Genomic DNA, 26975 nt, shown 5'->3' with positions numbered 1-26975 from the left:
TCGTAGAAGCTTGAGAATCCTGAGGGCAGTCATTTTTCGATTGCCCATCAGGAAACTGACTCTTATCGTTTGATTTCCATTTCTTCCAATAAGGCTAACGCATCCTCCATGCTCAAATCGCCTTCTTCTACCTTTTCTAGCATCATCGCTAGTTTCTGGTCCATGCTTTCCTCCGCCTCTAATTCTTCTGCTACTGGTTCTAGCTGTTCTTGAATGTATGCTGCCAACTTACTCACAGTAGGGTAAGCAAACAAATCAGTGACACTGACCACGTTAGGATAAATTTTTGCCAATTCCCCCTGCATCTGAACCAAAAGTAGAGAATGTCCTCCCAGATCGAAGAAATTATCATGTAAACCAATGCTAGGGTTTTGTAATAACTTCATCCAGATAGATAACACCTGTTCTTCTATATCATTTTCAGGTATCTGCAACTGAGCTTGCTCACCATGCACTGCTTCTGGCATCGGTAGCTTCTTATAATCTATTTTTCCATTAGGTGTAAGCGCCAGTGCTTCCAGTTGAACGAAAAAGGATGGCAGCATGAAAGCTGGTAACGTCTGACTTAAAAACGTACGTAGCTTTACTTCGGCTATCGGCTCAGTTGATACGTAATAGGCACATATCGCTGGATAACCTACATGCTCAATCACCTTTACGACAGCTTCTTGCACCAAATGATGCTGTAATAACCGTGCTTCAATCTCTTCTAATTCAATTCTGTACCCTCGAATTTTGACCTGAGTATCCCTTCGCCCTAAGAACAGGACGTTACCATCAGGCATCCATTTTGCAAGATCGCCTGTTTTGTACAGCCTTTGCCCTGGTTTAAACGGATGTGCTACGAATTTTTCGGCTTGAAGCTCTTGCCGTCCAATGTAGCCTCTTGCTAAACCTACCCCTCCTATGCATAACTCACCGGGTACACCGATCGGTTGAAGTCGGTTGTACAGTGGGTCCAAAATGAGTATTTCTGCATTAGCGATCGGTTTACCAATCGGAATCTCTGATGGGGTCGACTGATCAATCGGATAGACCGTACTCGTGACTGTACACTCGGTCGGCCCATAAGAGTTGACTACCTGATAGCTCGTCGGCGAAATTTGCTTTAGCCTATCGCCACCCACTAGTAGCATCCGCAGGGAACGATTTGGCAATTTCATAAATTGCTCTCCTATTGCAGTCGCCAAATAACTGATCGAAATCCCGTTTGCCTCGAAATACTCATTTAATTTTGGCAGGTCTAGTCTGATCTCTTCCGGAATGATATGAATACATGCACCACTGATAAGATATGGGAAAACCTCCCAGACAGAGGCGTCGAACCCAAATCCTGCATACTTAGTCGTGGCGTCCTGCTTTGAAACGTTAAAATAGTCACGGTACCATAAGGATAGATTTAACAAGGAGCCATGCTCGATTAAAACACCCTTAGGCATACCAGTCGATCCTGATGTATAGATGACATAAGCCAAATCTCGTTGTTCGACAGGTAGCTGGAGATTGGAATCATCCTCTATATCAAGCGTAAGTGTAGTCATATCTAACCATGATTCGCTGTTGCCGTTGTATGCCTCTTTTACCCCAGCAGAGGCCAAAACCATTTTCACTTTACTATCTTCTAAAATATATTGAATCCGCTCTGCTGGATACGCTGGATCAATCGGGAGAAAAGCCGCTCCTGCCTTTAACACTGCGAGCATTCCCACTACCATTTCCAGAGAATGATGAGCGATGATACCAACGATTTCATCACTTCTCACTCCCGATCTGCGAATCACTCTGGCCAATTGGTTCGCCTTTCGATTGAGCTGGTCGTAGGTCAACCTCCGATCCTTGAAAACGAGTGCTAGGCGCTGAGAAGCTATTTTTGCCTGTTCTTCTATACACGCATGAATGGATGGATATACTGGATAGTTCGTTTTTGTGTTGTTAAAAATTTCGCTGATCTGCACTTTCTCCTCATCCTGCAAGATCTCTAATCCACAAATCTGACCCGATGGCTGCTCTATTACCCGGGAAAGTAGCGTACGGAAATGTTGCAGCATTCGTTTGGCTGTCTCCTCAGAAAATAGCTGTAGATCGTAGGACAAGGTAATATGAAGGCCGCTCTTTGTCTGTTTGGCAAATAAAGTGAAGTCGAATTTTTCGATCGGATTCGGATCATGCAAGCTGACAAACTGTATATCTCCTGCACGGAAGCTATCCGTTTGATCCTCCTCGAAAACCAGAACGGTTTGGAAAAGCGGATGACGACTGGAGTCCCTAGGTAACTGCAGGTTCTCAATCAGCTTTTCAAATGGATATTCCTGATATTCAAAGGCTTGGAGAGAAAGAGCTTTTACTTCAGTAAGAAAGTCTATGAAACGCTTGTGACCTGCTGGTTGGCTTCGCAAGCCTATCGTATTTACAAACATCCCTATCATTTCTTGCAAATCAGAATGGAACCTTCCAGCAACTGGCGAACCGACTATGATATCCTCCTGCCCCGTATATCGTGATAGAAAGACATGATATAGTGCCATGAGTAGCATGAACTTAGTCGTTTCTGTCTCCACCGTCAACCGTTCCAATGCGGCCATGTCATCTCCAGTCAATGTAAAAGATACCTTGCCACCTGCATGTCCCTTCACCGACGGCCTTGGAAAATCAAGAGGCATTTCTAAAATCGGGATGTCGTGCGCAAATGCATCCAACCAATATTGCTCTTGCTTCTGGAAATGAGCCGATTGAAAACGCTCATTTTGCCAGGTGCTGAAGTCCTTATAATGTACGGACAATGGAGATAGCTTGATGCCCTGATAAAACGCCGCCATGTCCCTAATTAGGATTTGCATGGACAAACCATCAGAAATAATGTGGTGCATATCAAATAAAACCGTGTGTTCTGTCTCGCTTTGACGGACGAGTCCGACACGAACCAGCGGAGCCTCGGCAAGATCAAAAGGCCGAATAAAATTGGCAATGATTGTATCATTCGTCTGTTTTTCCGAAACCTCGAACATCTCGATTTCTACTGAACAACTTTGGGAAATACGCTGAACAGGTTCACCATTTACCAGGTCAAATGAAGTTCGCAAAGCCTCATGACGATCCACTAACTTCTGATATGCCTCCTGCAATCGCTGTTTATCCAGTTTGCCCGTTGCCCGTAAGATTCCTGACATATTGTATGAAGTATTACTGCCCTGCATTCGATCCAGCAAAAACAAGCGTTTTTGTGCAGAGGATACTGGATAGTGCTCGCTCTCGGTAACTTGCAGAATGGGTAATTCGATCTGTTTAGATTTTCCTTTGATCCGTGTAGCCATTGCTTGTAAAGTAGCGTGGCTAAATATCTCCGTCACTGAGATATCCGCGTCAAACGATTGCTTTATAGCTGTCGCAAGCTTAACTGCACGCAGGGAATCTCCCCCTATGGTGAAAAAGTGATCCGTCGCTCCAATCCGCTCTAAGCCAAGAACATCAGACCATACTGCTGCCAATCGCTTTTCCCAATCCGTGGCAGGAGGCACATACCCCTTCGTCTGCAGGCGTTGCTCGCTCGGTTCTGGCAGTTGATTTTTTGCTACCTTTCCATTCGGAGTAACAGGAATACTCTCAATTTGCACAAAGCTTGCAGGGATCATATAGATCGGAAGCCTCTCTGCCAGATACTCACGTAATTCCATCAGGTCGATCTCCTTCTGGAACACGATATATGCACATAAGTAAGCCTCGTCCTCTGCATCCTCTCGTTTAATCACACAAGCATCAGCGACTGCTGGATGATCTAGGAGGACAGCTTCAATGTCTCCTAGCTCCATTCGAAATCCCCGTATCTTCACCTGCTGGTCAATTCTGCCCAAAATCTCTATATTTCCATCAGGCAGCCATTTTGCCAAATCTCCTGTTCGATATAACCTCTCCCCTGAAACAAACGGGTTTTGAATAAATTTTTCTGCTGTTAATTCTGGCCGTTTGACATATCCTCTAGCTATGCCTGATCCAGCAATGCATAGCTCCCCTGGCACGCCAATCGGCAGCAGTCTTCCTTCCTGATTAAGGATATACACGTGATAATTGCTTATCGGTTTTCCAATAGGAACGCTTCGCTCTTCTCTACCCTGAACTCGAAAATAGGTAGCGCACACCGTTGCCTCTGTTGGCCCGTATGTGTTGTAAATCGCTACTCGGTCTACGTAGCTGGTATAATAGGCAGGCTTTAGCATATCTCCGCCACTGATGATCAATCGAAGACTTGGGATAATCGGGTATTTATTTAGTTCATTTAGCAGTAGGGGTGAACAACTAATGACAGTTACCTGATGTTCTCGCAAAATGGAAGCCAAAGAAGAAACATCCCGGATTTCCTCACGGTGCGGAATTACCATGCAGCCACCATTCAAGAGAGTCGGATACATCTCCTCAACGAAAGCATCAAACGAATACGATGCTTGCTGCAAAACCACGTCATCAGCGGTTATTCGGAACTCTTTGTCAAAAGCATGCAGATACGCAAGCAGATTACCGTGTTCCACCATTACCCCTTTTGGTTGACCTGTAGAGCCTGATGTGTATATGACATATGACAAATCATTTAGCTTATTGACACATGGTGGGTTAATGTCCTCCTCCTCTGCAAGCGAAGGGTCATCCAAAGAAAGTATGCCTTCAATAAAATCAAGTTGTTCCGCGATACGCGATTTGGTCACGAGCAATTGAAAACCACTGTCTTCCCAAATGGCTCGAATTCGGTTCTTCGGTAGCTCTGGATCAATTGGCAAATAAGCTCCTCCCGCTTTCAGCACAGCCAAAATGACTGCTACCATGTCGGCAGAACGCTCTACGATCAAACCGACAACCGTGTCTGGTCCTACTCCCTTTTTCTTCAATCTGCTAGCCAAACGATTTGCATATTCATTGAGGAAACCATAGGTGTACAACTTTCCTTCCGCGATGATAGCTGTCTTTTCTGGTTGTCGTTTTGCCTGTTCTTCAAATAGCTCTTGTACCAATTTCTCCGTGCTGTATGTAGAAGCCGTCGTATTAAACTTGTCGAGTATCTGCTGTTGCTCCTGTTTGGACAACAGACTGATTGCAGACAGTCGCTCATCGGGAGAAGCAGCGATCTGCTTCAGCACGCTAATAAATTGCTTAGCTAGGTGGACAATTGTTTCATTTGTAAACAATCTGGTAGCATACTCAAATTCAAAGCACAGGCCGTTTTCTGCCTCTCGGGCGGTGACTGACAAATCGAATTTAGCCACTTGCTGTTTACATTCCACCGACCGGAATGATAGCTCTTCGCCAATCGAAAACGAATGTATAAGCGCAGATTCTAATGTGAACATCGTGTCAAACAGAGGGTTTCGGCTGGAATCGCGCTCTACGCATACCTTGTCGACCAGCAATTCGAATGGGTAGTCTTGGTTTTCCAAAGCTAGAAGCATGTTTTGTTTCACTTCTGCCAGGAAATCTTTAAATGACTTCTCGCCCGACGGATAATTTCGCAAAGCCAAAGTATTAACGAACATGCCGAGCAGATTGTCCAACTCCTCATTGCGCCTTCCCGCCACAGGCGTTCCCACCACAATATCGGTCTGTCCAGAGATGTGCATGAGCCATACATAATAGCTAGCTAGCAAAACCGTATACAAAGTTGTCCCATTTTGTAAGGCAAGTCGGTTCAGTGCCTCAGCCTCGGATTGATCCAAAACCATCTTGACAAGACCCCCGGCAAAGCTTTGAACGGCACTGCGTTGATAATCAGTAGGCAGCTGTAAGATCGGGATCTCACCAGCAAAGCTTTCCAGCCAAAATGCCTCCTGTTTTTTGCATTCTTCTGATGATAGCCATTCACTCTGCCAGACAGCATAATCCGTATATTGAACCGGCAGTGCTGGTGGTTCTATTCCTTGATATATCTTGACAACTTCCTGAATGAAATTAGAAATCGTTACACCGTCACCAATGATGTGGTGCATATCAAAGAAAAGCAGATGTCGATCTTCAGCCGCCTTTGCCAGTCCCAGTCTCAGAAGGGGAGCTATTGTCAAATCGAATGGTTGTATAAATCGGTCGGCTATCTCATCGACTGTTGTTAGGTCAAACGACGGATCAAGAGAAAGCGAATGGAGGGAGAGGGTGATATTTGGTTCCACTCGCTGTACAGGTCCCCCATCAACCCATTCAAACGAGGTTCGTAATATATCATGCCGTTGTAAAATCTGTGCAAAAGCTTTCTCCAAGCGCTCCTTGTCTAATTTTCCATCGATTTGCATCACAGCCGAGATGTTGTAGTTGACGCTGGCTCCATCAATTTCGTGTAATAAAAACAATCGTTTCTGTGCTGATGAGACAGGATAATACGTACGCTTCTCTACCACTGGGATGAGCGAAGAGTTAGCTGATTGCTGCTTGATAACATGTTGTGCCAGCTTCTTTACCGTTGGGTTTTCAAAGAGTGCCGAAATCCTCAGTTTAATTTTCAGCATCCGGTGAACCCTGCCGACCAGCTGCATTGCCTTTAATGAATGACCTCCCCTTTCAAAAAAATGATCTAGAACGCCGATGCTATTGATCTCTAATACTTCTTGGAAAAGCGCGAGCAACGTTTCCTCCGTCTCATTACTCGGTGGTTCATAAGAAACGGCTTGTTCAAAAATGACAGTAGGCTTAGGCAACAAAGCTTTATTGATTTTTCCGCTTGTGTTTAGTGGCATCTTCTCTATTTGTTCAAACCAATCAGGAACCATATACGCCGGTAAATGTTGCGACAAGTGGTTTCGCAGAATGGAAGACTCCAGCAGTTGATCTGCCACATAATACGCGCACAGATATTTTTGCTGTTGCTCGTCTTCTCTTACGGTTACACATACTTCCCGTACCGATTCGTGCTTAAGTAATACATGTTCGACTTCAGTTAGCTCAATGCGGAATCCGCGAATTTTCACCTGATTGTCGATTCGCCCTAAATATTCAATGCTACCGTCAGGCAACCATCTGGCCAAATCTCCTGTCCGGTACATCATTTCACGATCAGCAAAAGGACTAATAACAAACACACTCTCTGTCAGCTCAGGTCGATTCAAATACCCACGAGATACACCATCTCCAGCCACACACAGCTCTCCAGGAAAGCCGATGGGAACTAGCTTGCAATCCTTATCCACAATATAGGCTTTCGTATGACTAATAGGCTTGCCGATCGGAACATTAACCTCATAGTCCGAGGTGACGGGGAAAAAGGTAGAAAACACTGTGTTCTCTGTTGGACCATATCCATTCACGATCAATAGTTGTGGACATTGCTGACGAACTCGGTTGACGTGTATGGGGGAAACTGTGTCCCCACCTACAATCAATGTATGAACATCCGAGAAGAGGGATGGATTCTCCATAGCAAACTGGTTGAACAGCGGACTAGTCAGCCATAGTAGTGTGACCTTATTTTGTTGTAACGTTTGTCTAAAATGATCAACGTCTAAAAGCTGTTCTTTTGTAAGTAAGCAAAGCGTAGCACCATTTAAAAGCGATCCAAAAATCTCAAATACGGAGACATCAAAGACAAGCGAACTTGTTTTTAATAGACAATCCTGAGCTGAAATCCGAACCGTCTGCTGATTTTGCACCAGATGGATGACATTACGATGCTCCACCATGACCCCTTTTGGCAAACCACTAGAACCGGACGTGTAAATGATATAAGCCAAATCTTTTGGACTGACAGAATGAATCATGTTTTCCTTAGAATAGGAACCCAATGCTGAATCTTGGATGTTGAATATGCAGCCGTTGTACTCCTGAAGCAAAGACGTAAAGCCGGTCTGCGTAATTACTACTTTGGCGCCACTATCGTTTAGCATGTACTGAATTCGTTCTAACGGAAAACTAGGATCAATAGGCAGATACGCCCCGCCTGCCTTTAGGATGGCTAGAGTGGCGATAATAGATTGCATCGGCTCCTCCACGAGAACCGCAATCACACTCTCTCGTGATATACCCAACTCGACCAGCTTCCATGCTAGCTGATTTGCTTGTTCATTCAGTTTTTGATAGGTCAAACTTTGATCATCATGGATCAATGCAACATGATTGGGGCGTTCCTTTACTTGTTGTTCAAACATGAGCGGTATGGATTGAAAGAGGACGTATTCATCTTGTTTATCATTAAATTCTTCTAAAATCTGTTTCTCCTCTTGCAATGTCAGCAACGAAAGTTTTGATACCTTCTGTTCCACATCCTCTGTCATACACGCAATAATCTGTCCATATAGAGCAAGCAATCTACCAATCGTTTCATTAGAAAAACGGTCGGAACTGTATATAGCCTTTATCTCTAACTGTTCATATTCAGAAATGACCAAGGTGAGATCGTAGTTTGTCATTTCAAAAATAGAGTACTCCTGAAGCGATAGAGCATCTGTGTTTCCTACTTGTTTATCCAGTGGATAATTCTCTACCACCACAATCGAGTCAAATAACGATGGGGCATGGGCTATTTGACTGTAGCCTTTAATTTCAGCCAAGGAGGTAAACTCAGCGTCATCCCGTCTCATCATGGTCGTGTTCACTTGCTTTACTACGTCAAGAATCGGAAGCTGTTCACTGGCTCTCACCCGCAACGGTAGCGTATTAATAAACAGTCCAACCATCTGCTCGATACCGGGAATTTTGGCGTTTCTCCCCGAAGAGGTGACGCCAAACAAGACATCCTCGCATCGGTTGAATTTTTGCAGCAATAACCCCCACGCGCAGTACATAAAGGCCGAAAATGTTACCCCATGCTGTTTGGCAAGCTTCTCGATTTTCTCTTTCGTCCGTATAGGTAGCATCAACTGCTGGGTACTGACAATTGCGCTATCCACTTCGTCCCTATTGTAATCATGAGGTAGCATTGTTTTTGAATCGAATCCATCCAGATACTCTTGCCAATAGCTAGCTTGCTTGTTTTTATTCTGCTTTTGTATCCATTGGATAAACTCTTTATATTTTGTTTTTTCTTTAGATTCTGTTATTTCGTTATTCAGTAACGACTGATAAACATCCCAAAATGTCTGAAGCAAAATCCCTGTACTCCAGCCGTCAAATAAAATGTGATGGTTAGTAATAATCAACACACATTCTTGTTCATTCAAGAGGACAAAGGTAATACGAAAAGGGGCTGAACTTAAATCAATCCCTTGGTCCAGATCATTGCTTTTGATGATTTCTAGCTCGTTTGCCTGTTCTTCCCTTTCCCTGTTTTGAAGTGAAAAAACTCGAAAAGGAATTGGATGCTCCTTCAAAATAATCTGTACAGGACTTCCTGTTTTTTCCCAGCGGTAAATCGTGCGAAGCATCTCATTTTGCTTGGCAACGATGTTCCACGCCTGTTCGAACAGCTCTGTCCGAATAACTCCACGGATCGTTAGCGAAAGTTGTTCTATGTATTGTCTGGAATCCTGATGTTCCAGATAATGAAACAACATGCCTTCCTGAAGCGGAGTCAGACCTAGAATATCCTCAACATTTTTCCGATCCAATGTGGCTACTCGACTCATGGATACACCCTCCTCAGTTTAATGCTGAATCAAATTCAAATGTGTAGTTCGTCGATGGATCAGCCATTGCAACCACTACCTTCCGAGGGCCTACAAAAGGGGCACGGCCATGTGACACAAGCATATTATCTAGCATCAGAACGTCTCTCTTCTCCCAAGGGAAATAGACGGATGTGCGCTCGAAAACATTTCGAATTTCCTCAAGAATAGCTAGATCTATCGGCTGCCCATCACCAAAGTATGTATTACGTGGATAGTTCTCTTCTGGTACGGCCATCATGATGTAGTCGCGAATTTCCTCTGGCAGGTTGGTTACATGGAATAGGTGAGCTTGATTAAACCAAACCCATTCGCCCGTTTTTGGGTGCTTCGCAACGGCTGGACGCAGGGAGCGAGTTCGTAGGCAATCGCCGTTTAGCCATTCATATTCCATTCCCATTTTCTTGCAGTACTGCTCCACTACTGCTTTATCCTCTGTTCGAAACACATCTTGCCATGGCAAGTCGAGCCCTCCGCCGTAATTACGAACATACATGACCTTCTTTTCCATAAAACGCCTTACGATAGCAGGATCGAGCAGGGATAAGACCTCTCGGCTGTCAGCAATCGGTGTCTCTCCTCCCTGTTGAGCCGGCTGTGCACAATAGAACCAGATTTTCATCGCCCATTGGTGGGCATATGAGTTTTCGTTATGCTGCGGAATGCTCTGGTCCGCTGGATATTCCGTCGAGGTGTACACTCTTCCCTGCACCTCTGTTCGCGGAGTTGAGCGTTCACCGTACTCTACAAGCTCAGGAGCGAATTGCTTCGTTAGGTTTTCGAAGCTCTCAATGGTCGGTACGTCAAAACCTCGGAAAAGAATACCACCGTATTTCAGCAAGCTTTTTTCGAGTTGATCAGCGTGCTCCTTTACCCATGCATGCAAATCAAGCTGCTCATCTATCGGTCGAATAACGAGCGGAAGCGTCCCCTGTACATTCGGCAATAGCTCTACTCTTACCTTCTGATCAAACATCGTCTCCTGAATCGCTACCACTTCTTTTTGCATCTTAATCCCCACTTTCTTCATTAATATTTACAAACTTTTTATTCCTATTTCTACTAAACAACGCTGTTTGATTCAAAGAGGTAGATTCAAATCAGATGGCGATACCTGCCTTGTCCTATTCCTGGCAGTATATAACCAAGCTATGAAATTGCTCCCTGAAATTCCGCTAACTCTAACGTTGCAATAGATAGAAAAGTCATTTTTCTAAAAAAATTCAGCCATATGCGATAATACCTAATAGTATATTCAATAAATGGAATAATTACCATATATTTTCCAAATCCAATAACGAAAACATAAAAGTTAAATCGGCAACACTAGAGTGCAAAATTTCTTGGGGTTTCCTACACTACGAATATGGCGGAGATGATGGTGGTATGGTTCGTGTTCAAAAAAATAACAAGGACTGTATATCCCTGCATATTGTCCTTGTTTCAAATGTCTCTACATTACACGTTTTTCAGAATGAACTAAGCATCTTGCAAAAAACACTCCCCAAATGCATAGCCACCTATCAGAAAGATAGCTAAAAATGCTGTTAACAGCATAAGTAGATATAAAACTGCTAGACTAGTCACACATTAAAAGAAGCTGGCATGCTCTAATTATCTATGTTCACTTAATGTATATTATGTAAAGTATCGGTGTCACTAGATTGTATCTACATTACTCGTACATATGTAAAACTGAATCTTTTTACCATCCTGTATTTTTGGGGTTTGAATCCTACGTTATACAAGCGATTTCGTCCTCTCTTACATTCAACTAGAGTTCACTTAATTGGAGGACTTACATTTATAAAGGGTGCTCCTGTATAAGGGCACCCTTTATAAATTCGGTCGGTCATAATTTTACCTGCTACATTTTAATTTACGAAAGCATAGTACTGCTACTGAAAAGTATCAGATTCCTTTGCTTGTAAGGTTACTACATCAATTTTTTGATTATCCCAAGAGGTTAAAAACGTTAGTATCTCATTTCCAAAGGTATAAACATAATTTTCACACGTAGCGGATTCATAACAAGCCTTTACTTCCATTTGATACTCTGTCCCATACGTTTTGAAAACCTCTTCCTTTGTTTTGGGCAACTTGTCTCCATCAAGATACTCCATATAAAAGGTGCTTTTTATTACCTTCTCGTTTTGCAAAATCAGAGTATGTGACAATCCCTTTTGACTTCGATATGCCAGTAATTTTGTTTCTCCCTTGTTATCCTCTGACTCTGGTTTTCCGTATTGCTGCACCACTTTATGATAGGAATCTCCTAATGATACTCCATGATATTCTAATTTGTGCTCCTGTTGAGATGTTTTCGTATCCTGTGCACAGCCTGAAAGAAAAATTACTACTGCCAGCAAATAAAACAAATTCTTCAATTTGTAAGCCTCCTTATTTAATGGCAGTTATATTTCATTACCGACCATCATTTACAAATTTATCATAATACACCTTTATATTTTTCATATAGTAATCCCAATCCCAATATCCCCCTGGATCCGTATGTGTTTGATTTGGATACTCGCTATGTCCCTTAATGTGTCTTCTGTTTACAGGGATATCATAAGTATAGGCTAACTTTGCTGCCAACTTTGCAGATTCTCTATACATAATATTGGTAAACCATTTTGGATCATCTATATATCCTTCATGTTCAATGCCAATTGTGTAGGGATTTGCACTTCTTGCATGATAAGCTGCATTTCTGTCATCGACCATTTGGGTGATATCGCCATCATCACTTACATAGTAATGAGCAGAAGAAGCACCCAGACTAGCATGCTCTCTTTGTGCCCAATCAATGGAGCCAGCATATGTGCCTTGCATGACGTGAATCACTAGATGCGTAATATCTTTTACAGATCGTCTCGTAGAATCATAGTTAGATTCGTGGGCTGGAACCCATTTGATATCAAGTTGGGGCAGGGCTTTTTTCCCTTTATATTCTTTTGAATTTTCTGATGAGAGCTTGATTAATTTTTCACTGGATAAATCAATCAAATCATTTTCAATTAAACGAAAAACATCTTCAGCATAATGCGTCCTTACCTCATCAGAATCAGCACCACTATATAACTTTACTGCTTCAACCCAATCTTTATAATCCTTTGAATGATTCTTCTTCTTTGTAATGTCTTGCTGATATTTTGCTAATATGGCGGCTCCGCCTTTAATGTTTGATTGAGTTGATGTTTTTAATTCGTCTGTACTAATTCCAGTTATTTCTGAAGCCTCTTCAAGTGTTTTTCTTTTTGGATTTGACACTAAATTCATAAATCCATATCCATTCATATTATTAGGCTTTCCGTCGTGATCATCTAGCAACGATTCAATCCAGCCTATGGAGATAAGTAATTTAATAGGAACATTGTATTCATCTGCGGCTTCTTTAAACCACTTACCCAATTCCTGTTGGCTTTGTGGAGAAGCATATACTGCCGTTGGATTTGTGATACATGAAGGTATGCTCGATAATAAAGTAGATAATAGGGTACATAAAATAGTGAGATTAATAGCTTGCCTTTTCAAAAACGAAACATCCTTTCTCGTATTCCAAAGAAAAAAACCTTCATCTTTTCAACGAGCAGACCTTTATTTTGGAGTTACACAGCCTTGATTTTTTTGTTATAAGTTGCACTATGACTCTTGAATTAGTAAAGCTCTCTGATTTTGAGATTTTTACTGTAAGCAGAATGTGGGATGATTAACTTTCGGAATATTGCTAAAATACATGCGGATATTCCCGTTTATAAAGCGAAGATAAATCTATTTGCTCCTCTCAAAAACTAGTCAGGTAGCCATTAAAAACTATAGGAAATCTGATGTTTCCCATATAAATTGACAGTATCTTCTTAATTGGAAAAACGCAATCTTTTTCAATTTTTAGTTAACAACATCGTCGTTGTCTACTTCAAAATATCCCGTGGCTTTTCATTCAACAGATACAAACTTAGCAATGGGCTTAAACCCCAGTCTATGTCAAAAGCTGTTCAGGTTTTAGATTATATGTCCTGATCGCTGTAACCTTTGTTCTTGTACCTTTCATCATGATACGTCGATTACAGTTATCTCTCCTTGAATATCTGTTCTTTAATGATGGTTTTCACATTTGGACTTTGTATTACAATATGAAACACAGAGTCGAACCCTTCCTCGTCACCGTTTTTCACTAGTAACTAGTGCTGATAGAATTACTTTTGATTCACTTACTGCCCATACAAAATTCCTATGAAAGCTTTTCTTATTTATATATGCCTTCGTAAATTTTTGTAACTCTTCGTAAATCTACCTTTGTTCTTTTTTTTACCATGAATTTTTCGCCAAGATCCATTATCACTTCACTTTTTTTCATCTTTTACATGCTGAATAATTACCGGCAATGTCTTGACCATAACTACTTTAGAGTTAACTTCTGAAGCTGTTTGTTTGGGGATGTCTAGATCATCGCCATCAAATGTAATATAGATTTTCTGAAATAGAAACATTAAATAATACTGTTATCAACAGTAATTTTTAATATTTCTACTGAGTACCATATAAACTAAAGCTTATTTCCATATAATTCTATAAGGCCTGGATGCCGCTTGTAACAAGGATGATTCCAACCTTACCTTCTTCAAATGAAAATTTGTTACTAAGAATCCCATTACAAACAATTTCCAGTAAAGTATGCGGTATTTCATCTTATCATGTAGCTTGTTCTTCCAATACTTACTTGTTCATCTGATAAAACATTTCAAATGTGGTTAAAGTTGGATACACACAAACCAAAAATTCTTCATTACAAGAGTCTCTACCATGGCTGAAAATTTTTTTTGCTCAAACGTGATAAGAAGATTTTACCTACTTAACCCAACGAAAGCCGCCTAGTCATACATCGGCGGCTTTCGTTAGAAGCTCCATGTTGGTTCAATAATTGTTAATTTGTGCCAGCACAGAACATTTTTTGCTCTTACGTCGTGCTATCTTTTTTATCGGCGATGAATTGTTTTAATTTTTCGACCGAAACAGATCCAACTATTTTGTCGATTGGCTCACCATTTTTAAACAAGATAGTAGTAGGTATGCTCATAATTCCAAAATGACTCGTAGTATTGGTTTCTTCATCTACGTTGACTTTGAGGAGCCTCACTTCGTTGCTATATTCTCGATCAAACGCTTCAAGCACAGAACCAAAAAAGTCGCAGGGTCCGCACCAAGGTGCCCAAAAATTAACCAATGTCAAGCCCTCGCTCTTTACGTCTTCTTTAAAGGTAAGATCCATCGAATGACAAATGGTCATTTGCAGCTTCCTCCATTTCATAATTTTTTTACAGATGTATAACACCTTACACAACCGATTGGTACAGTGGATAGCCTGCAATGTTTCAATGCCGCAATGCTTCAAGTCTTCAAGCATTGCACCGTACGATCTCTACCATTACTTGTGCTTCATATCTATCCGACAATGACAGCGCAGTCAGAAAAAAGTCATGTCAGCACAGGTTCGGTATCAAGATTTTACAATTCCTTGCCTCCTTGCTACTTCCTAATTCCTCTTCATTTCTCCTGACAATGATGAACCGGCGTATATCTCATCACCTCCCTAAAAGCAATGCGCCAAATTTGAACCGTTTTATACCAAGTCTGGTTAGAAGTCCGTGAGTAGGAAATATCACTAACTCTTTCCAAACTAAATTAAAAGATATTAAAGACTAATTATATCTATAAAAAGACCGGTATATCATAACCATTGAATAACAGGGATAAGAATAAGCAGCTAGCTTTCCCGGTAAACGAATGCCTACAGCATCCAGTCTTCTCGCCATAGGACGGATATGCACGTCTACTTCGGACAATGTTGAGACCCTCTCGTTTTTCCCCCTCCATGGATTAAAGCACATCGATTATACTTTTCGAATTATGCCGGTGAAAGTGATTCACTCCTGCTGATATAAGATTTCAAGTCATTTGTAGAGAATCCCTCATTCATCTGCTCAGATAGACTTTTTGCACCATTACATGTAGTTGGCAATAGGGCCATTTCAGTTCCCTATCTACTTTTTTCTTGCTACAAGCTGAATGACATGGGCCAAACCGGTGTGCAATTTTCCTTCCACTCTCTCTTGTTCCCCATAGAAGAAATGAATCACCTCATGACCTTCACACCAAGACAGAACTTCTCGTGGCTCATACAGCATAGTTACGTCTGCGGGTCCACCTGTTCCATAATGTAATTGGTCCTTGGAGTACACCTCAAGCATAATTATTCCACCAGGCTTGATAGCATTTTTCATTTTATGAAAGATCATTTCCTGCGCATCTCGATGAAAATGCCCAAATACCATGATTGCGGCATCATATTCCTCGTTTGGTACGTTATCTACCATCAAGTCTACCTTTTTGGTCTGAACATCAACAGCATACTTCTTAGCTAGTTTTTTCGTTTTTTGCAGACCACTCTCCGCATAATCAATGGCTGTCACTTCATGATCTCTGCTTGCTAGAAAAACAGCATTCCTACCTTCGCCCTCTGCAAAGGCTATAACCCTTGGACATTCTTTTAATCGAAAGGCTTGTTGATAAATAAACACGTTCGGTTCTTCTCCATAGATATATTCCTCTGAACGAAAACGCTCATTCCATGTACTTTCCATATTTATTAGCCTCCTGTGATTTCTTTATTTTAGCGATATATTTTTCGCTGCCTAAGACTTCTGTCAAGGGTTTCATATCATGAAATATCCGCGGTAAGATGATCGGTATGTATCCATTGCCGAACAAGCATATCCTCCTTGCCGATCAGGTAGATTTTCTCCCATAGCCCCTCTCATTCTCCTTCATTGGTTCTCCTTCTTTTTGCTATTTTTTGGCCGGAAAAAGCTTTTAAGTCACAGAAACGTTCGGCATCTTATTCATGTGGAAAAAATTCCACGCAAGTAATCGTGAAATTGTAGGCAAAACGTTCATCTTCATATAACTAGATATTACAGACTCATAATGTCTATAATTAAGTTAAAAAAGCTCTTTTCTAAGTAGCCAACTGTTCCCCTCCTTTCATTGTAAAGTGACTCAGCTTACACCTGCGTTTGCTTTTTAGCTAGGTCTGCCAATTTCATTTTTTTGAGGTGCGACTCCATTTTCTGTTCCGCTTCTACCATAACAGCTTGAATCAAGCATTCATCACCGTGGAGAAAGTCACATTCAAATAAAGAACTGGTGCCTTCAATAGCGTGGATAATATCCAAAAAGGTTATATCGTCTTTTTTGCGAGATAACCGGTATCCTCCGTTGGCTCCTGAAACTGATTCGATCATTCCTGCTTTCACGAGCCTTGTTAAAATTTTGGAAAGATAGGTTGGTGAGACGCCTTGGGCTTCCGCCAACTGCTGAACTCCTACCGGCTTTACCGGAGAATCGGCAACGAGCGCAAGCATAGTGTGAAGAGCATAGTTTGTTGCTTTCGTGAATCTCATGAACGCACCTCAATTACGGATTTATTGTATCCATAATATCCTTGAAATCAATGGTGTGTCAAGCTGTACCTTTTCATCAATTCATATTGTCTAGCATTGATGACTTGGAGGCACTACAGTACTCTGTATAGCTAATTAGCTCAAAATTGTAGTAAAAGCTATCTAGCGGGGCAAACATAAACTCACATATGAGAAGTACAGCAAAACAGCGGCTGTTGATCGGGTAACAAGATGGGAACTGAGAGGGAGCTTGTCAGTTGGCTTATTCTATTTCCTTCATGTAGCGTAGAGCTTAATACCCAAAAAAACGTTAGGTTATTTATATTAATTTGCTTTAATCTCCGATGAAAAACGTGCTATTTCGCGGAATTAAAGCTTTGAGACAGTGAAAGGAAAAATGAAGAATAGCACATCACTACTCTTCATCGACCTCAATTACGTCTGAATTATCTGAGATTTAGGCAAGCATTTTTGCTTCAGCTTCAAATGGCTCCACATCAACAGCTTTTCCTTATACTTCTCATACCATAGAATACCACACGCTGCTGTGTGCATTTTGGGATCGTAGGGGACACCCGGTTTCAGAACGCTGTAGATAATCTTTGCACCTTTTCCAGACATATGCCCGATAGCTTTCATTTTTGGCATTTGCCGTGCCACCAAGCGTTCGTAATAAGCCGCAAACACATTAGGGCCACCTTTTTTTGCAATAAGTTTTAGAGTCATCTGAAACATGACCCTACGTGTATCACGAACACCACTGAACGTCTGGCGAGAGACTTTTACAGAAGGTCCCAGACTGCTTATTTTCGGCAGATACACCGAGGTATTTTTTAAAATTCTTTATAGGTACTAAATCGTTGAATGTCACCTATTACTGCAATGAGAGTACAAGCCCATGCATCATTCATGACAGGTAAAAAAAATAACAGATTGGCATATGGATGTAGGGGCATTTCTTTCTCAGCATTACCATGTAACAACTCATGGATGCTTGCGTCAATACTGCATAAACTTTCTTCAATGCGCAAGGCTTTTTGTATAAGCCAACTTTATCGATCGACAACATGGGTCAATGGCAGAGCAACGGTGTTAGGTAAAACATTAGCTAACTCACTGCTGCCTTCTTTGCAGTAGCTTTTAGCCCTGCGTTGAAAATAAAGTTGATTGTCTGCCACTATTCAACTATTGAATCCGTTAGCGTAACAACATCGTTTCATCAAAAGATAATCTGCTGAAACTTTACCTTTATAATCCTTGGCTTAGTCCTAATATCTGATCATTAACATTTACATTACTTAATCCCCCGTGGTAACAAACCACGGATGCAATGTCGAGGTCTACATACTTTTTTAAAGAGAGACGAGCTGCATTCATATCCAGTGTGGTCGGAACATGAATTCCTCCGAGATTCCCGTTTACACTGTACATCGAATCCCCGGCGATGAGAGTCTTACTTTGCGTTAAATAAAGGCTGATATGACCGGGAGTATGCCCAGGAGTATGGATGACCCGAATCCTGCCGCAAAACGGCAGTTCCTGACCGTCAATCAAGGTATCGTCCACCCTTCCTTTCGGGGGATTCTCAAGGTGACCGTCTTTTAAAAGCGGTATCTCCCCCTGAATATACGGCTTATCCAGTTCGTGTGCATAAACTTTAACATTATTACCACACTCCTGCAAAATCTCAGGAAGACTGCCTATATGATCCACATCCTGATGCGTCAAAATCACAACTTTTAGTTTGTCGAACGACACTTCTACCTTTTCCATGGCTACGCGTAAATCTTCAATTTGCCCTGGGAATCCAGTGTCTATTAAAACAGCCATTTCTCGATCCCACAAAAGAATTGGGTGAATAATACTCCCATGAAAATCTAGATGAAGCATTTCTACTCCCTTTGAAATTTCCATAATATCGGGCCTCCGTAAAATTAAATTTTTACGCAAAAAAGCAATATTATTATGTAGGTTTAGTTGTTGTCAACATCTTCTCTATAAATGCTCGACATAACAGAACGGTTCCCTGCCGCTTACTTGATGTCTATTGATCTGCACTATACTCCCTCTATGTAGAAAGCAAATTCTCTCGCTTTCTTATGTTTTCTCAAGTTTTCATAGCTGTCTTGGCATCTAACTATTTGAATTCTGGAATAAAGCTGAATTAAAGGTTAATTTTGGAGCAAAGGAGAAAAAACGATCCATAGTTAAGGTGAATTGTTGTCTAACTCCTTGCTTTTCTTAACTTGCATCGGGTTTACGACGACAAAGTTAATGCGCTGCTCTGGAAGTGAGCTAGATTAATCCAGTAGTGGCCTGTTGGTTCCATTCCTACAATCACTTTTTCCATTCCTTGTTGATTCATTGATTGTTAATCCAATCTAGAAAGGATTGAAATCTGAATTCGTATTTTCAAAATAATGTGTTAATTCCCAACTGGAATACAGGTTTTTTGAGGGGTGTTTGCTCTTGTTTTTGAAAATACATCTGCTGCTCCTCTCGAAAAGATAAATAGTGATTTCCCCTACAAACAAGAATCTTTATAGGGGAAATCACGGAAACTACACTTCCTACTTGTACATAATTTACTTCAGAGCAAAAATCTCTTGGAGAATCTCTTTGAGTATGGAGCCATTTTTAGTAACTTGTTCTCCGCTAAGCATCCTCGGATGATCTCCATAGCCACGATAGTTTATAAATCGTTCAGATGCCCGTGCCCACACTTCCTCATTCCATTTTTCAGCCTCATAGGCTGTTACGTTTCCTTGCTCGCATTCTGCTTGGATGAGATGAATAGCGGCCTTTGTATTACCTTTATTTACCAATTGATTATGGAACATCAGATAACTGAACATGTTTTGAAAAAAACTTTGTTTGATAAAATCGTTGGTTATGAACTGCTCTAGATCCTCTTTTGTCATATTAAACAGCTCGTTATTTTCTGCTATTTTTTTAAAATAGGCTCCAATTTCTTTTCTTGCTTCAGTAGCCGTTTGTTCAATTGCTTTATCCTTCCAATAGGAGTCAAATAAAATAATGCTGGACACCTGTCTTCCTTGGTTTTCCAATACTTTAGCTACTTCAAAAGCTAAGTTACCGCCAGAGGAATACCCCATCAAAGTATACGGCCCCTCAGAATCGATCTGAGTAATTGCATTGACATACTGCTCAATGCGATTGTCTTCTTCTATGAAGTCAAAGCTATACAAAGAAATGTCGTGGACTTCTTCAGCAAGCTTTTGATAGAAGGTACTGTGGGCTGCAATCGGTGTAAAGCTAAATACAGGTCGATTTGTTTCTTTATTTAGTAGAATCGGGTGACCCGCGTTTTGCTCGTACTGCTTATGCAAAATAAACTCTGCCATTTTTTCAATCGTTGGATGCTGGAATACAAGATGCAACGGCAACTCTTCCTGCATGTACTCATACACCTTTGATATGAGAAGCATCGCTTTTAAGGAATGTCCCCCGATTTCAAAGAAATGATCGGTGATGCCAATTTTCTCTACTTCTAATACTTCTTGCCAAATAGCAGCCAATTGTTCCTCTACCATGTTTCTAGGGGCAATATATTCTTTTGCTGCAACGCCGTCGTTCTGAGGCTTTGGCAATGCTCTCTTATCTACTTTTCCGTTAGCAGTAGTAGGTAGTTCTAAAAGCTGTACGAAGTAAGTTGGAACCATGTAGACTGGGAGTTCCTTGGAAACATATTTTCTCAGATCAGCCAGTACAACTTCCTTTTCAGCTACAAAGTAAGCACATAAATATTGCTGTGCATGCTGATCCTCTTGAGCAGTAACCACTACCTCCTTAACACCATGATACTGTAGAATGGTAGATTCGATCTCTCCGATCTCAATTCGGAAACCTCGTACTTTGACTTGTTCATCTACCCGACCAACATATTCTATCGTGCCATCTGGACGCCACTTGGCCAAATCACCCGTTTTATACATGCGCTCCCCAGGTACAAATGGATTAGCAACGAACTTCTCTTCTGTTAATTCTGGTCGATTTAAATAACCTCTACCCAGTCCACGACCTGCTATGCATAACTCCCCTACTACTCCTATAGGCTGTAAATGATGCTCATTATTAACAATATAGACAGTTACATTTGCTAGCGGTCGACCAATTGTAATCTCTTGATCTACTCCAATTGCTCTTTGGATAGTCGTAACTACACTATTCTCCGTAGGTCCATACTCATTGTTAATCTCAATAGCAGGATTTTTTTGTTTAATCTTTTGGACAATTTGGGGGGATAATTTTTCTCCTCCAAGAGTGACACAACGTAATTGGTGTAAATCCTCTGCTGTAGCGCTATCCACAATTGCATTAAACAGACTTGGAACACCATAGTAATGAGTGATTGATTCAGAGGCGATCAATTTTCGTAGTGCAAATGGATCTTTTGACTCTTCTTCCCTTGGCAAGATTGAAGTGGCCCCTCCAAGCATAGGAGCAAACAGACTAGCTACAAATCCATCAAAAGCAAATGAGAAAATCTGCAGAGCTTTATCCTTTGGATTAAATGCATACTCGTCTCTTCTCCATTGCAGGCAGTTCACGATGGAATGATGTTCAATCATGACACCTTTTGGTTTACCAGTTGTACCTGAAGTATAGATTACATATGCTAAGTCAGTTGGTTGGTTCACAACTGTGAGATTGGTTCCATCAACTACATAATTTTGCTCCTCATCTAAATCTAGCCTCACCATATTAACTGCTAATCCATTGAACAAATGCGACTGGGTCAGTAAAAGAACAGCACCGCTATCTTCTAAGACATATTCGATACGTTCAGTAGGATAAGCTGGATCAATAGGGACATAGGCTGCTCCAGCTTTCAAGATACCCATGATGCCAACAATCATTTCCATGGAACGATCTACCATAATAGCTACTAGTTGATTGGGAACGATTCCTTTATTACGTAACGTACGAGCTAATTGGTTAGCTCTTTCATTTAGCTCTTGATAAGTCAACTCCTTCTTGTTCCAGATAAGTGCTACCTGATCTGGTGTTTTTCTTACCTGTTCTTCAAAAAGCTGATGAATCGTTGTATCCTGCTGATAGTTTCTTTCTGTGTTATTAAACTCTTGTAAAAGCTGATTTTTTTCTGCATTCGTCAGTATTTCGATAGTAGCTAGCTTCACTTCAGGATTATCTACGATCGCTTTTATAATCTGAAGGAAATTTGTCGTCAAGCGTTCTATTGTTTCCTGACGGTATAATTTGGTGCAGTATTCCACACCAATCATGATTTGATCTCTTTCTTCTGTAGCGATAAAGGTCAGATCGAATTTAGAGTGTTTCCATTTATTTTTCCCTTCATAGGCAATAAACCGTAGCTCATCTAATTCAATAGAATCTCCCCCTCTGTTTTGGAGAGTAAACATGGTATCAAACATTGGATTTCTGCTTACATCGCTTTGTAGCTCCAGTTTCTCCACTAGCTCTTCAAATGGATAATCTTGATTCTCATAAGCTTGTAATGCATTTTGTTTTACTTCTATTAAAAACTCTTTAAATGATTTTGATCTAGCTGGTTTATTTCGCATGGCCAATGTATTGACAAACATCCCAACAGTGCTCTGTAAATCAACATGCGATCGACCTGTAACCGGTGTACCCACAATCAGATCTTCTTGACCGGAATATTTGGAAAGAAGTACATTATATGCGGCTAACAAGACCATATAAAGTGTGGTTCCTGTGTCTGCAGCTATCTTGTACAAGCCTTCCATAAGCTCTTTGCCAGTTCCCCTTGTGATTACATCTCCGTCAAAGCTTTGTGTATTTGGTCTCGGAAAATCTGTCGGCAGATTTAACACAGGAATTTCATCTGCAAATGTTTGAACCCAGTGGTCTTCCTGTTTTTTATACAGATCCGTCTGAGACTGTTCATGTTGCCATTCAGAAAAATCCTTATATTGAATCGCAAGCTCTGGTAACGTATTCCCTTGATACAATTCCACCAATTCGCTGATGATGATCCCAGATGATACTCCATCAGAAATAATGTGATGCGTATCTACTAGTAACAAATAACGATCCAATCGGGTTTGAACAAGCTTGACGCGAAGCAATGGTGCCATATTTAACTGGAATGGTTTGATAAACTCATCAATGATTTCTTCCAGCTCTTCTTCAACAGCGACCTGATAATCGACTGCAAAATCAACTACTGAATGGATTTTCTGTATAGGAGAACCATTTACTAACTCGAAGGATGTACGCAAGCTCTCATGACGGTTGATTAAACCTTTAAAAGCGGTTTCTAGTTTTACCAGATCAAGCTTTCCTTCCAGTAGCATGATAGAAGGCATGTTATAGCTGATATCTATCCCATCAAACTGGTTAAGAATAAACATTCTTCGTTGTGCTGCTGAAACCGGATAGTAATCTTGCTTTGTAGCAGGTCGGATAGAAATGATCTGCTTCGTGCGCTCACTCTCCAAGTATTGGGCTATTTCTTCGATCGTTGGTTTTTCAAATAGGACACGTAAAGGAATATCCATTTGATAATCTTTGTGCAATTGAGATATAACCATCATAGCACGTAAGGAATGACCACCTAATGCGAAGAAATCGTCCTTACTTCCAACTCGATCAATACCTAAAACTTGTTGCCAGACAGTAGCAAGTTGTACTTCCAATTGTGTTCGAGGAGCCACATATTCTGTGTTAGCAAGCAAAGAATTGTCTGGATCTGGTAACGATCGCTTATCAATTTTTCCATTTGCAGTTAATGGCATCGCCTCAAGTGAAATAAACGTAGAAGGAATCATCGCGATCGGTAGCTGAGTTGTTAAATGGGCACGTATTTCTGCTGTACTTACCTCTCTATCCGTAACCATATATGCGCAGAGGAATTTTTCCTTCGCTTGATCTTCCTTCGCTACAACGACTACTTCTCTTAGGCCATCAAGCTTACGCATTTGTGACTCAATCTCACCAAGTTCGATCCTAACCCCACGGATTTTTACTTGATCATCAATTCGGCCCAAATATTCAATATTTCCATCTGGTAGCCACCTTGCTAAGTCCCCTGTTCTATACATTCGTTCTCCCGCGACAAACGGATTTTTCACAAATTTCTCTTCCGTAAGCTCCGGTCGATTCAAGTACCCTCTTGCTAGACCAACACCAGCAATGCATAACTCACCTGCTATCCCAATTGGTTGAAGGTTCCAAGAATCAGCCTGGACGATGTATAGTTGAGTATTATATATAGGTTTACCAATCGGAATTGCAGCTAGTTCCTCATCTGTATCACAATCAAAATACGTAACATCTACAGTAGCTTCCGTTGGTCCGTATAAATTGATTAATCTAGCTTCACACACTGAGGAAACTGCTCGACGGAATCTATCAACATGCTGTGGTGGCAATGCTTCACCACTTGCAAAAACCTGCCGTAAAGACTGGAGTTTTTCCTCTACCAACTCACTTGGCTGTTGTTCAACATAATCCAGAAAAACGTGCAGCATCGCAGGAACAAAATGCATTGTTGTAATGCGATGTTCGGCTATTGTCTTTAAGATTTGCTCAGGGTTCTTTTCTCCTCCTACAGATAATAGGCACATTTTGGAGCCCACCATCGACCACCAGAATAGCTCCCATACTGATACGTCAAACGTAATCGCTGTTTTTTGCATAATGGTGTCAGCGGATGAAATAGGATATTTTGCATGCATCCACATCAGTCGATTTATAACTGAATGATGTTCAATCATAACTCCTTTAGGCTTCCCTGTAGATCCTGATGTATAAATAACATAGGCTAAGTGATTCGGACCATTTATCGCTTCCAAATTCGAACCATTTTGGTGATAGTTTTGAGCGTCATTTATATCTACTATCTTCCCAGCAAAAGTCACTCGCTCCAACAAATGGTGCTGGGCCAAGAGTAGTTTTGCTTTTGAATCTTCTAGCATATAGCGGATTCTTTCCTCTGGAAATTCCGGGTCAATCGGCATATACGCACCGCCAGCTTTTAAAATCCCAAAAATTCCAATCATCATCTCTAATGAACGTTCTGCCATGATTCCAACTAATTGATCAGCTACTACTCCTTCAGAACGTAGCTTTCGCGCTAACTGATTCGCTCTTTCATTCAGTTCCCGGTAAGAAAGTTGTTCCCCCTCGCAAATGACAGCTATCTGATCTGGTATACGTGCTGCTTGTTCTTCAAATAGCTGATGAATCAGCTTTTCGCGTGGATATTCCATTAGCGTATTATTAAATTCAGATATAATCATATTTTTCTCTTCTTCTCGAAGCAGGGATATGTCCGCTATTTTTGATGTAGGATGATCAATGATTGTTTCAATAATGGTAAAGAACTGTTGAATTAGTTGTTCCATCTCCATTTCTGTAAACAACTGTGCTCGATAATTTAGTTGAAACAGAATTTTTTGATTATCTAATTCAATCACATTCATTTCAAAATCATTAATGACGTCTCCACAAAAATTCTCATCAACTTCAATTTCAACATTTTCATACTGCGAATAATTCATAGCACGGTACTGTACAGAAACACCAAAGAGACGTTGAAGGTCCTTATGCTGATGTGCTTCTCGTAAATCTTCCATCATTTTATTGTACGGGAATCTTTGATGGCGTAGGATCGAAACCTGCTCTTTTGATACGACTTTCAATAATGAAAGCAAATCCATCTCAGGATCAACGAATACCCGTGTTGGCACTGTACTAACGAACATTCCTAGCATTTCTTTTTCCTTTTTGGTTGTTCTGTTCGCATAGAATGTACCAATTGAAACATCGTTCTGTGTTGTCTTTTTATGCAAGTAGATGTACAACGCAGTCATAAAGATTGTTAACATACTACTGTTTGTTTGTTTGCAAAACTCAGACAGGTTATAATACAAACGCTCTTCTAAGATAATATTTTTTCTTTTTCCAGCAGTACTCAAGGTAAGAGGATTATATGATTTAAACCCTATCACTTCGGGTAAGGTGCTAAATTTATCTACCCAATACGATTTATCCTTTTGATAGCGATCCGATTTTTCATAGTCCTGCTCTGTTTGTATAAAGTCGAAATAAGTATGATTCTCTGTTATTTCTGGAAGCTCATCATTTGCAATCTGAGAATAGTATTCGTTCGCTTGATTGACGAACATTCTTGCAGAGATTCCGTCGCAGACAATATGATGAATTTTGACATTGTACCAATATTCTTGGTCACTAATCTTGCAAATGATAAATTGATACAATTCTGAATGTAGAAGTTCAAATGGTGTACGATTGTGCTGGTCCAGCCACTTTAATGCCTGAGCTTCTCCATCAACACCCGAAAAATCGAAACATTCGAACGTTTTTTCGCTATATTCCTCCACATATTGCTGAGGATAGCCATTTTGAGTTGTCAATTTAATCCGAAAGGCGTCGTGCCGGAAAATAATCATATTTAGAGCTTGTTGCAAGGCACCTAGACTTATATTACCTTTCATTCTAATTGTCAATGAAATCGACGATACACCCGTATTTGGATAAAGTAATTCGGAGTACCAAATCCTTTGTTGAGGATGAGTCAACGAAAATAATTGAAGCAAATCCTTATTCATATTGCTGCACCTCTTGTTAGAAATTATAGTTTATATAATAAAATACTATGATTGCTTACTATGTAGATGCTATCGGCATGTTGCAAGGTTTGACTGTATGTTAGGATAGATGACGTTAATCTAAGATTTATGAGAGTTATGTCTAGAGATGTAGGGAGTCGCTTGAGGAAAGACGGTACTTTATGCAGAGGAATCAGCATGATGTGAGAAAAGATTTTTTGTATATGAATCTATCAAATATTTTACCATCACCTCTTTTACTCAAGGATAATTGAAGCGGTTGTATGCGATCATACTTGGCCTCCTTTTCGATGTGAGTGACATATTGTTGCAGCAAAAAACCTTTG

At 40.8% G+C, this 26975-nt stretch carries 10 protein-coding genes and 1 pseudogene; all 11 read right to left on the bottom strand.

Annotation, left to right across the window (positions count from 1 at the left end; all coding sequences use genetic code 11):
• Nucleotides 1-62: 62 nt before the first annotated feature.
• The gene (locus tag AYJ08_RS16385; RefSeq protein ID WP_064018621.1) at nt 63-9524 is read right to left on the bottom strand and encodes a non-ribosomal peptide synthetase; all 9462 of its coding nucleotides are present in this window, start codon (nt 9522-9524) and stop codon (nt 63-65) included.
• A gap of 13 nt (nt 9525-9537) precedes the next feature.
• Nucleotides 9538-10572 (bottom strand): TauD/TfdA family dioxygenase, encoded by a 1035-nt coding sequence (locus AYJ08_RS16380; RefSeq protein WP_231929131.1) that lies wholly within the window; start codon nt 10570-10572, stop codon nt 9538-9540.
• An 889-nt stretch (nt 10573-11461) separates the two neighbouring features.
• Nucleotides 11462-11950, bottom strand: a complete 489-nt coding sequence (locus AYJ08_RS16375; RefSeq protein WP_064018619.1) for a hypothetical protein — start codon at nt 11948-11950, stop codon at nt 11462-11464.
• 37 nt (nt 11951-11987) lie between these two features.
• Nucleotides 11988-13100: an N-acetylmuramoyl-L-alanine amidase gene (locus AYJ08_RS16370; RefSeq protein ID WP_064018618.1), complete on the bottom strand. Its 1113-nt coding sequence runs from the start codon at nt 13098-13100 to the stop codon at nt 11988-11990.
• 1423 nt (nt 13101-14523) lie between these two features.
• Nucleotides 14524-14853, bottom strand: coding sequence for a thioredoxin (gene trxA / locus AYJ08_RS16365; protein ID WP_064018617.1), 330 nt, complete (start codon nt 14851-14853; stop codon nt 14524-14526).
• A gap of 754 nt (nt 14854-15607) precedes the next feature.
• Nucleotides 15608-16207, bottom strand: coding sequence for a class I SAM-dependent methyltransferase (locus tag AYJ08_RS16360; RefSeq protein WP_064018616.1), 600 nt, complete (start codon nt 16205-16207; stop codon nt 15608-15610).
• A 420-nt stretch (nt 16208-16627) separates the two neighbouring features.
• Nucleotides 16628-17026, bottom strand: a complete 399-nt coding sequence (locus AYJ08_RS16355; protein ID WP_064018615.1) for an Rrf2 family transcriptional regulator — start codon at nt 17024-17026, stop codon at nt 16628-16630.
• Nucleotides 17027-17461: 435 nt separating this feature from the next.
• Nucleotides 17462-17752 carry a hypothetical protein gene (locus AYJ08_RS24065; RefSeq protein ID WP_197490717.1) on the bottom strand — a complete coding sequence of 97 codons (291 nt, stop codon included), beginning with the start codon at nt 17750-17752 and terminating at the stop codon, nt 17462-17464.
• A gap of 522 nt (nt 17753-18274) precedes the next feature.
• On the bottom strand, nt 18275-18940 hold the full coding sequence (locus AYJ08_RS16345; RefSeq protein WP_064018614.1) for an MBL fold metallo-hydrolase: 666 nt from the start codon (nt 18938-18940) through the stop codon (nt 18275-18277).
• Nucleotides 18941-19236: 296 nt separating this feature from the next.
• Nucleotides 19237-19446, bottom strand: a pseudogene (locus tag AYJ08_RS24975) (IS110 family transposase); the annotation flags it as partial.
• A 165-nt stretch (nt 19447-19611) separates the two neighbouring features.
• Nucleotides 19612-26628, bottom strand: coding sequence for a non-ribosomal peptide synthetase (locus tag AYJ08_RS16340; RefSeq protein WP_064018613.1), 7017 nt, complete (start codon nt 26626-26628; stop codon nt 19612-19614).
• Nucleotides 26629-26975: the final 347 nt, after the last annotated feature.

It is taken from the genome of Brevibacillus sp. SKDU10 (genome assembly GCF_001645205.1).
GTDB classification, from domain to species: domain Bacteria; phylum Bacillota; class Bacilli; order Brevibacillales; family Brevibacillaceae; genus Brevibacillus_B; species Brevibacillus_B halotolerans.
Note: the sequence above shows the minus strand (reverse complement) of the source record. Positions and strands in the feature narration are given on the sequence as shown.

Bases quoted from the DNA above. Each gene is read 5' to 3' on its own strand.
- AYJ08_RS16345 (WP_064018614.1), bottom strand. From the start codon at position 18,940: ATGGAAATTTCAAAGGGAGTAGAAATGCTTCATCTAGATTTTCATGGG.
- AYJ08_RS16340 (WP_064018613.1), bottom strand. From the start codon at position 26,628: ATGAATAAGGATTTGCTTCAATTATTTTCGTTGACTCATCCTCAACAA.
- AYJ08_RS24065 (WP_197490717.1), bottom strand. From the start codon at position 17,752: ATGACTCTAAAACTTATTGCAAAAAAAGGTGGCCCTAATGTGTTTGCG.
- AYJ08_RS16380 (WP_231929131.1), bottom strand. From the start codon at position 10,572: ATGCAAAAAGAAGTGGTAGCGATTCAGGAGACGATGTTTGATCAGAAG.
- AYJ08_RS16385 (WP_064018621.1), bottom strand. From the start codon at position 9,524: ATGAGTCGAGTAGCCACATTGGATCGGAAAAATGTTGAGGATATTCTA.
- AYJ08_RS16355 (WP_064018615.1), bottom strand. From the start codon at position 17,026: ATGAGATTCACGAAAGCAACAAACTATGCTCTTCACACTATGCTTGCG.
- AYJ08_RS16360 (WP_064018616.1), bottom strand. From the start codon at position 16,207: ATGGAAAGTACATGGAATGAGCGTTTTCGTTCAGAGGAATATATCTAT.
- trxA (WP_064018617.1), bottom strand. From the start codon at position 14,853: ATGACCATTTGTCATTCGATGGATCTTACCTTTAAAGAAGACGTAAAG.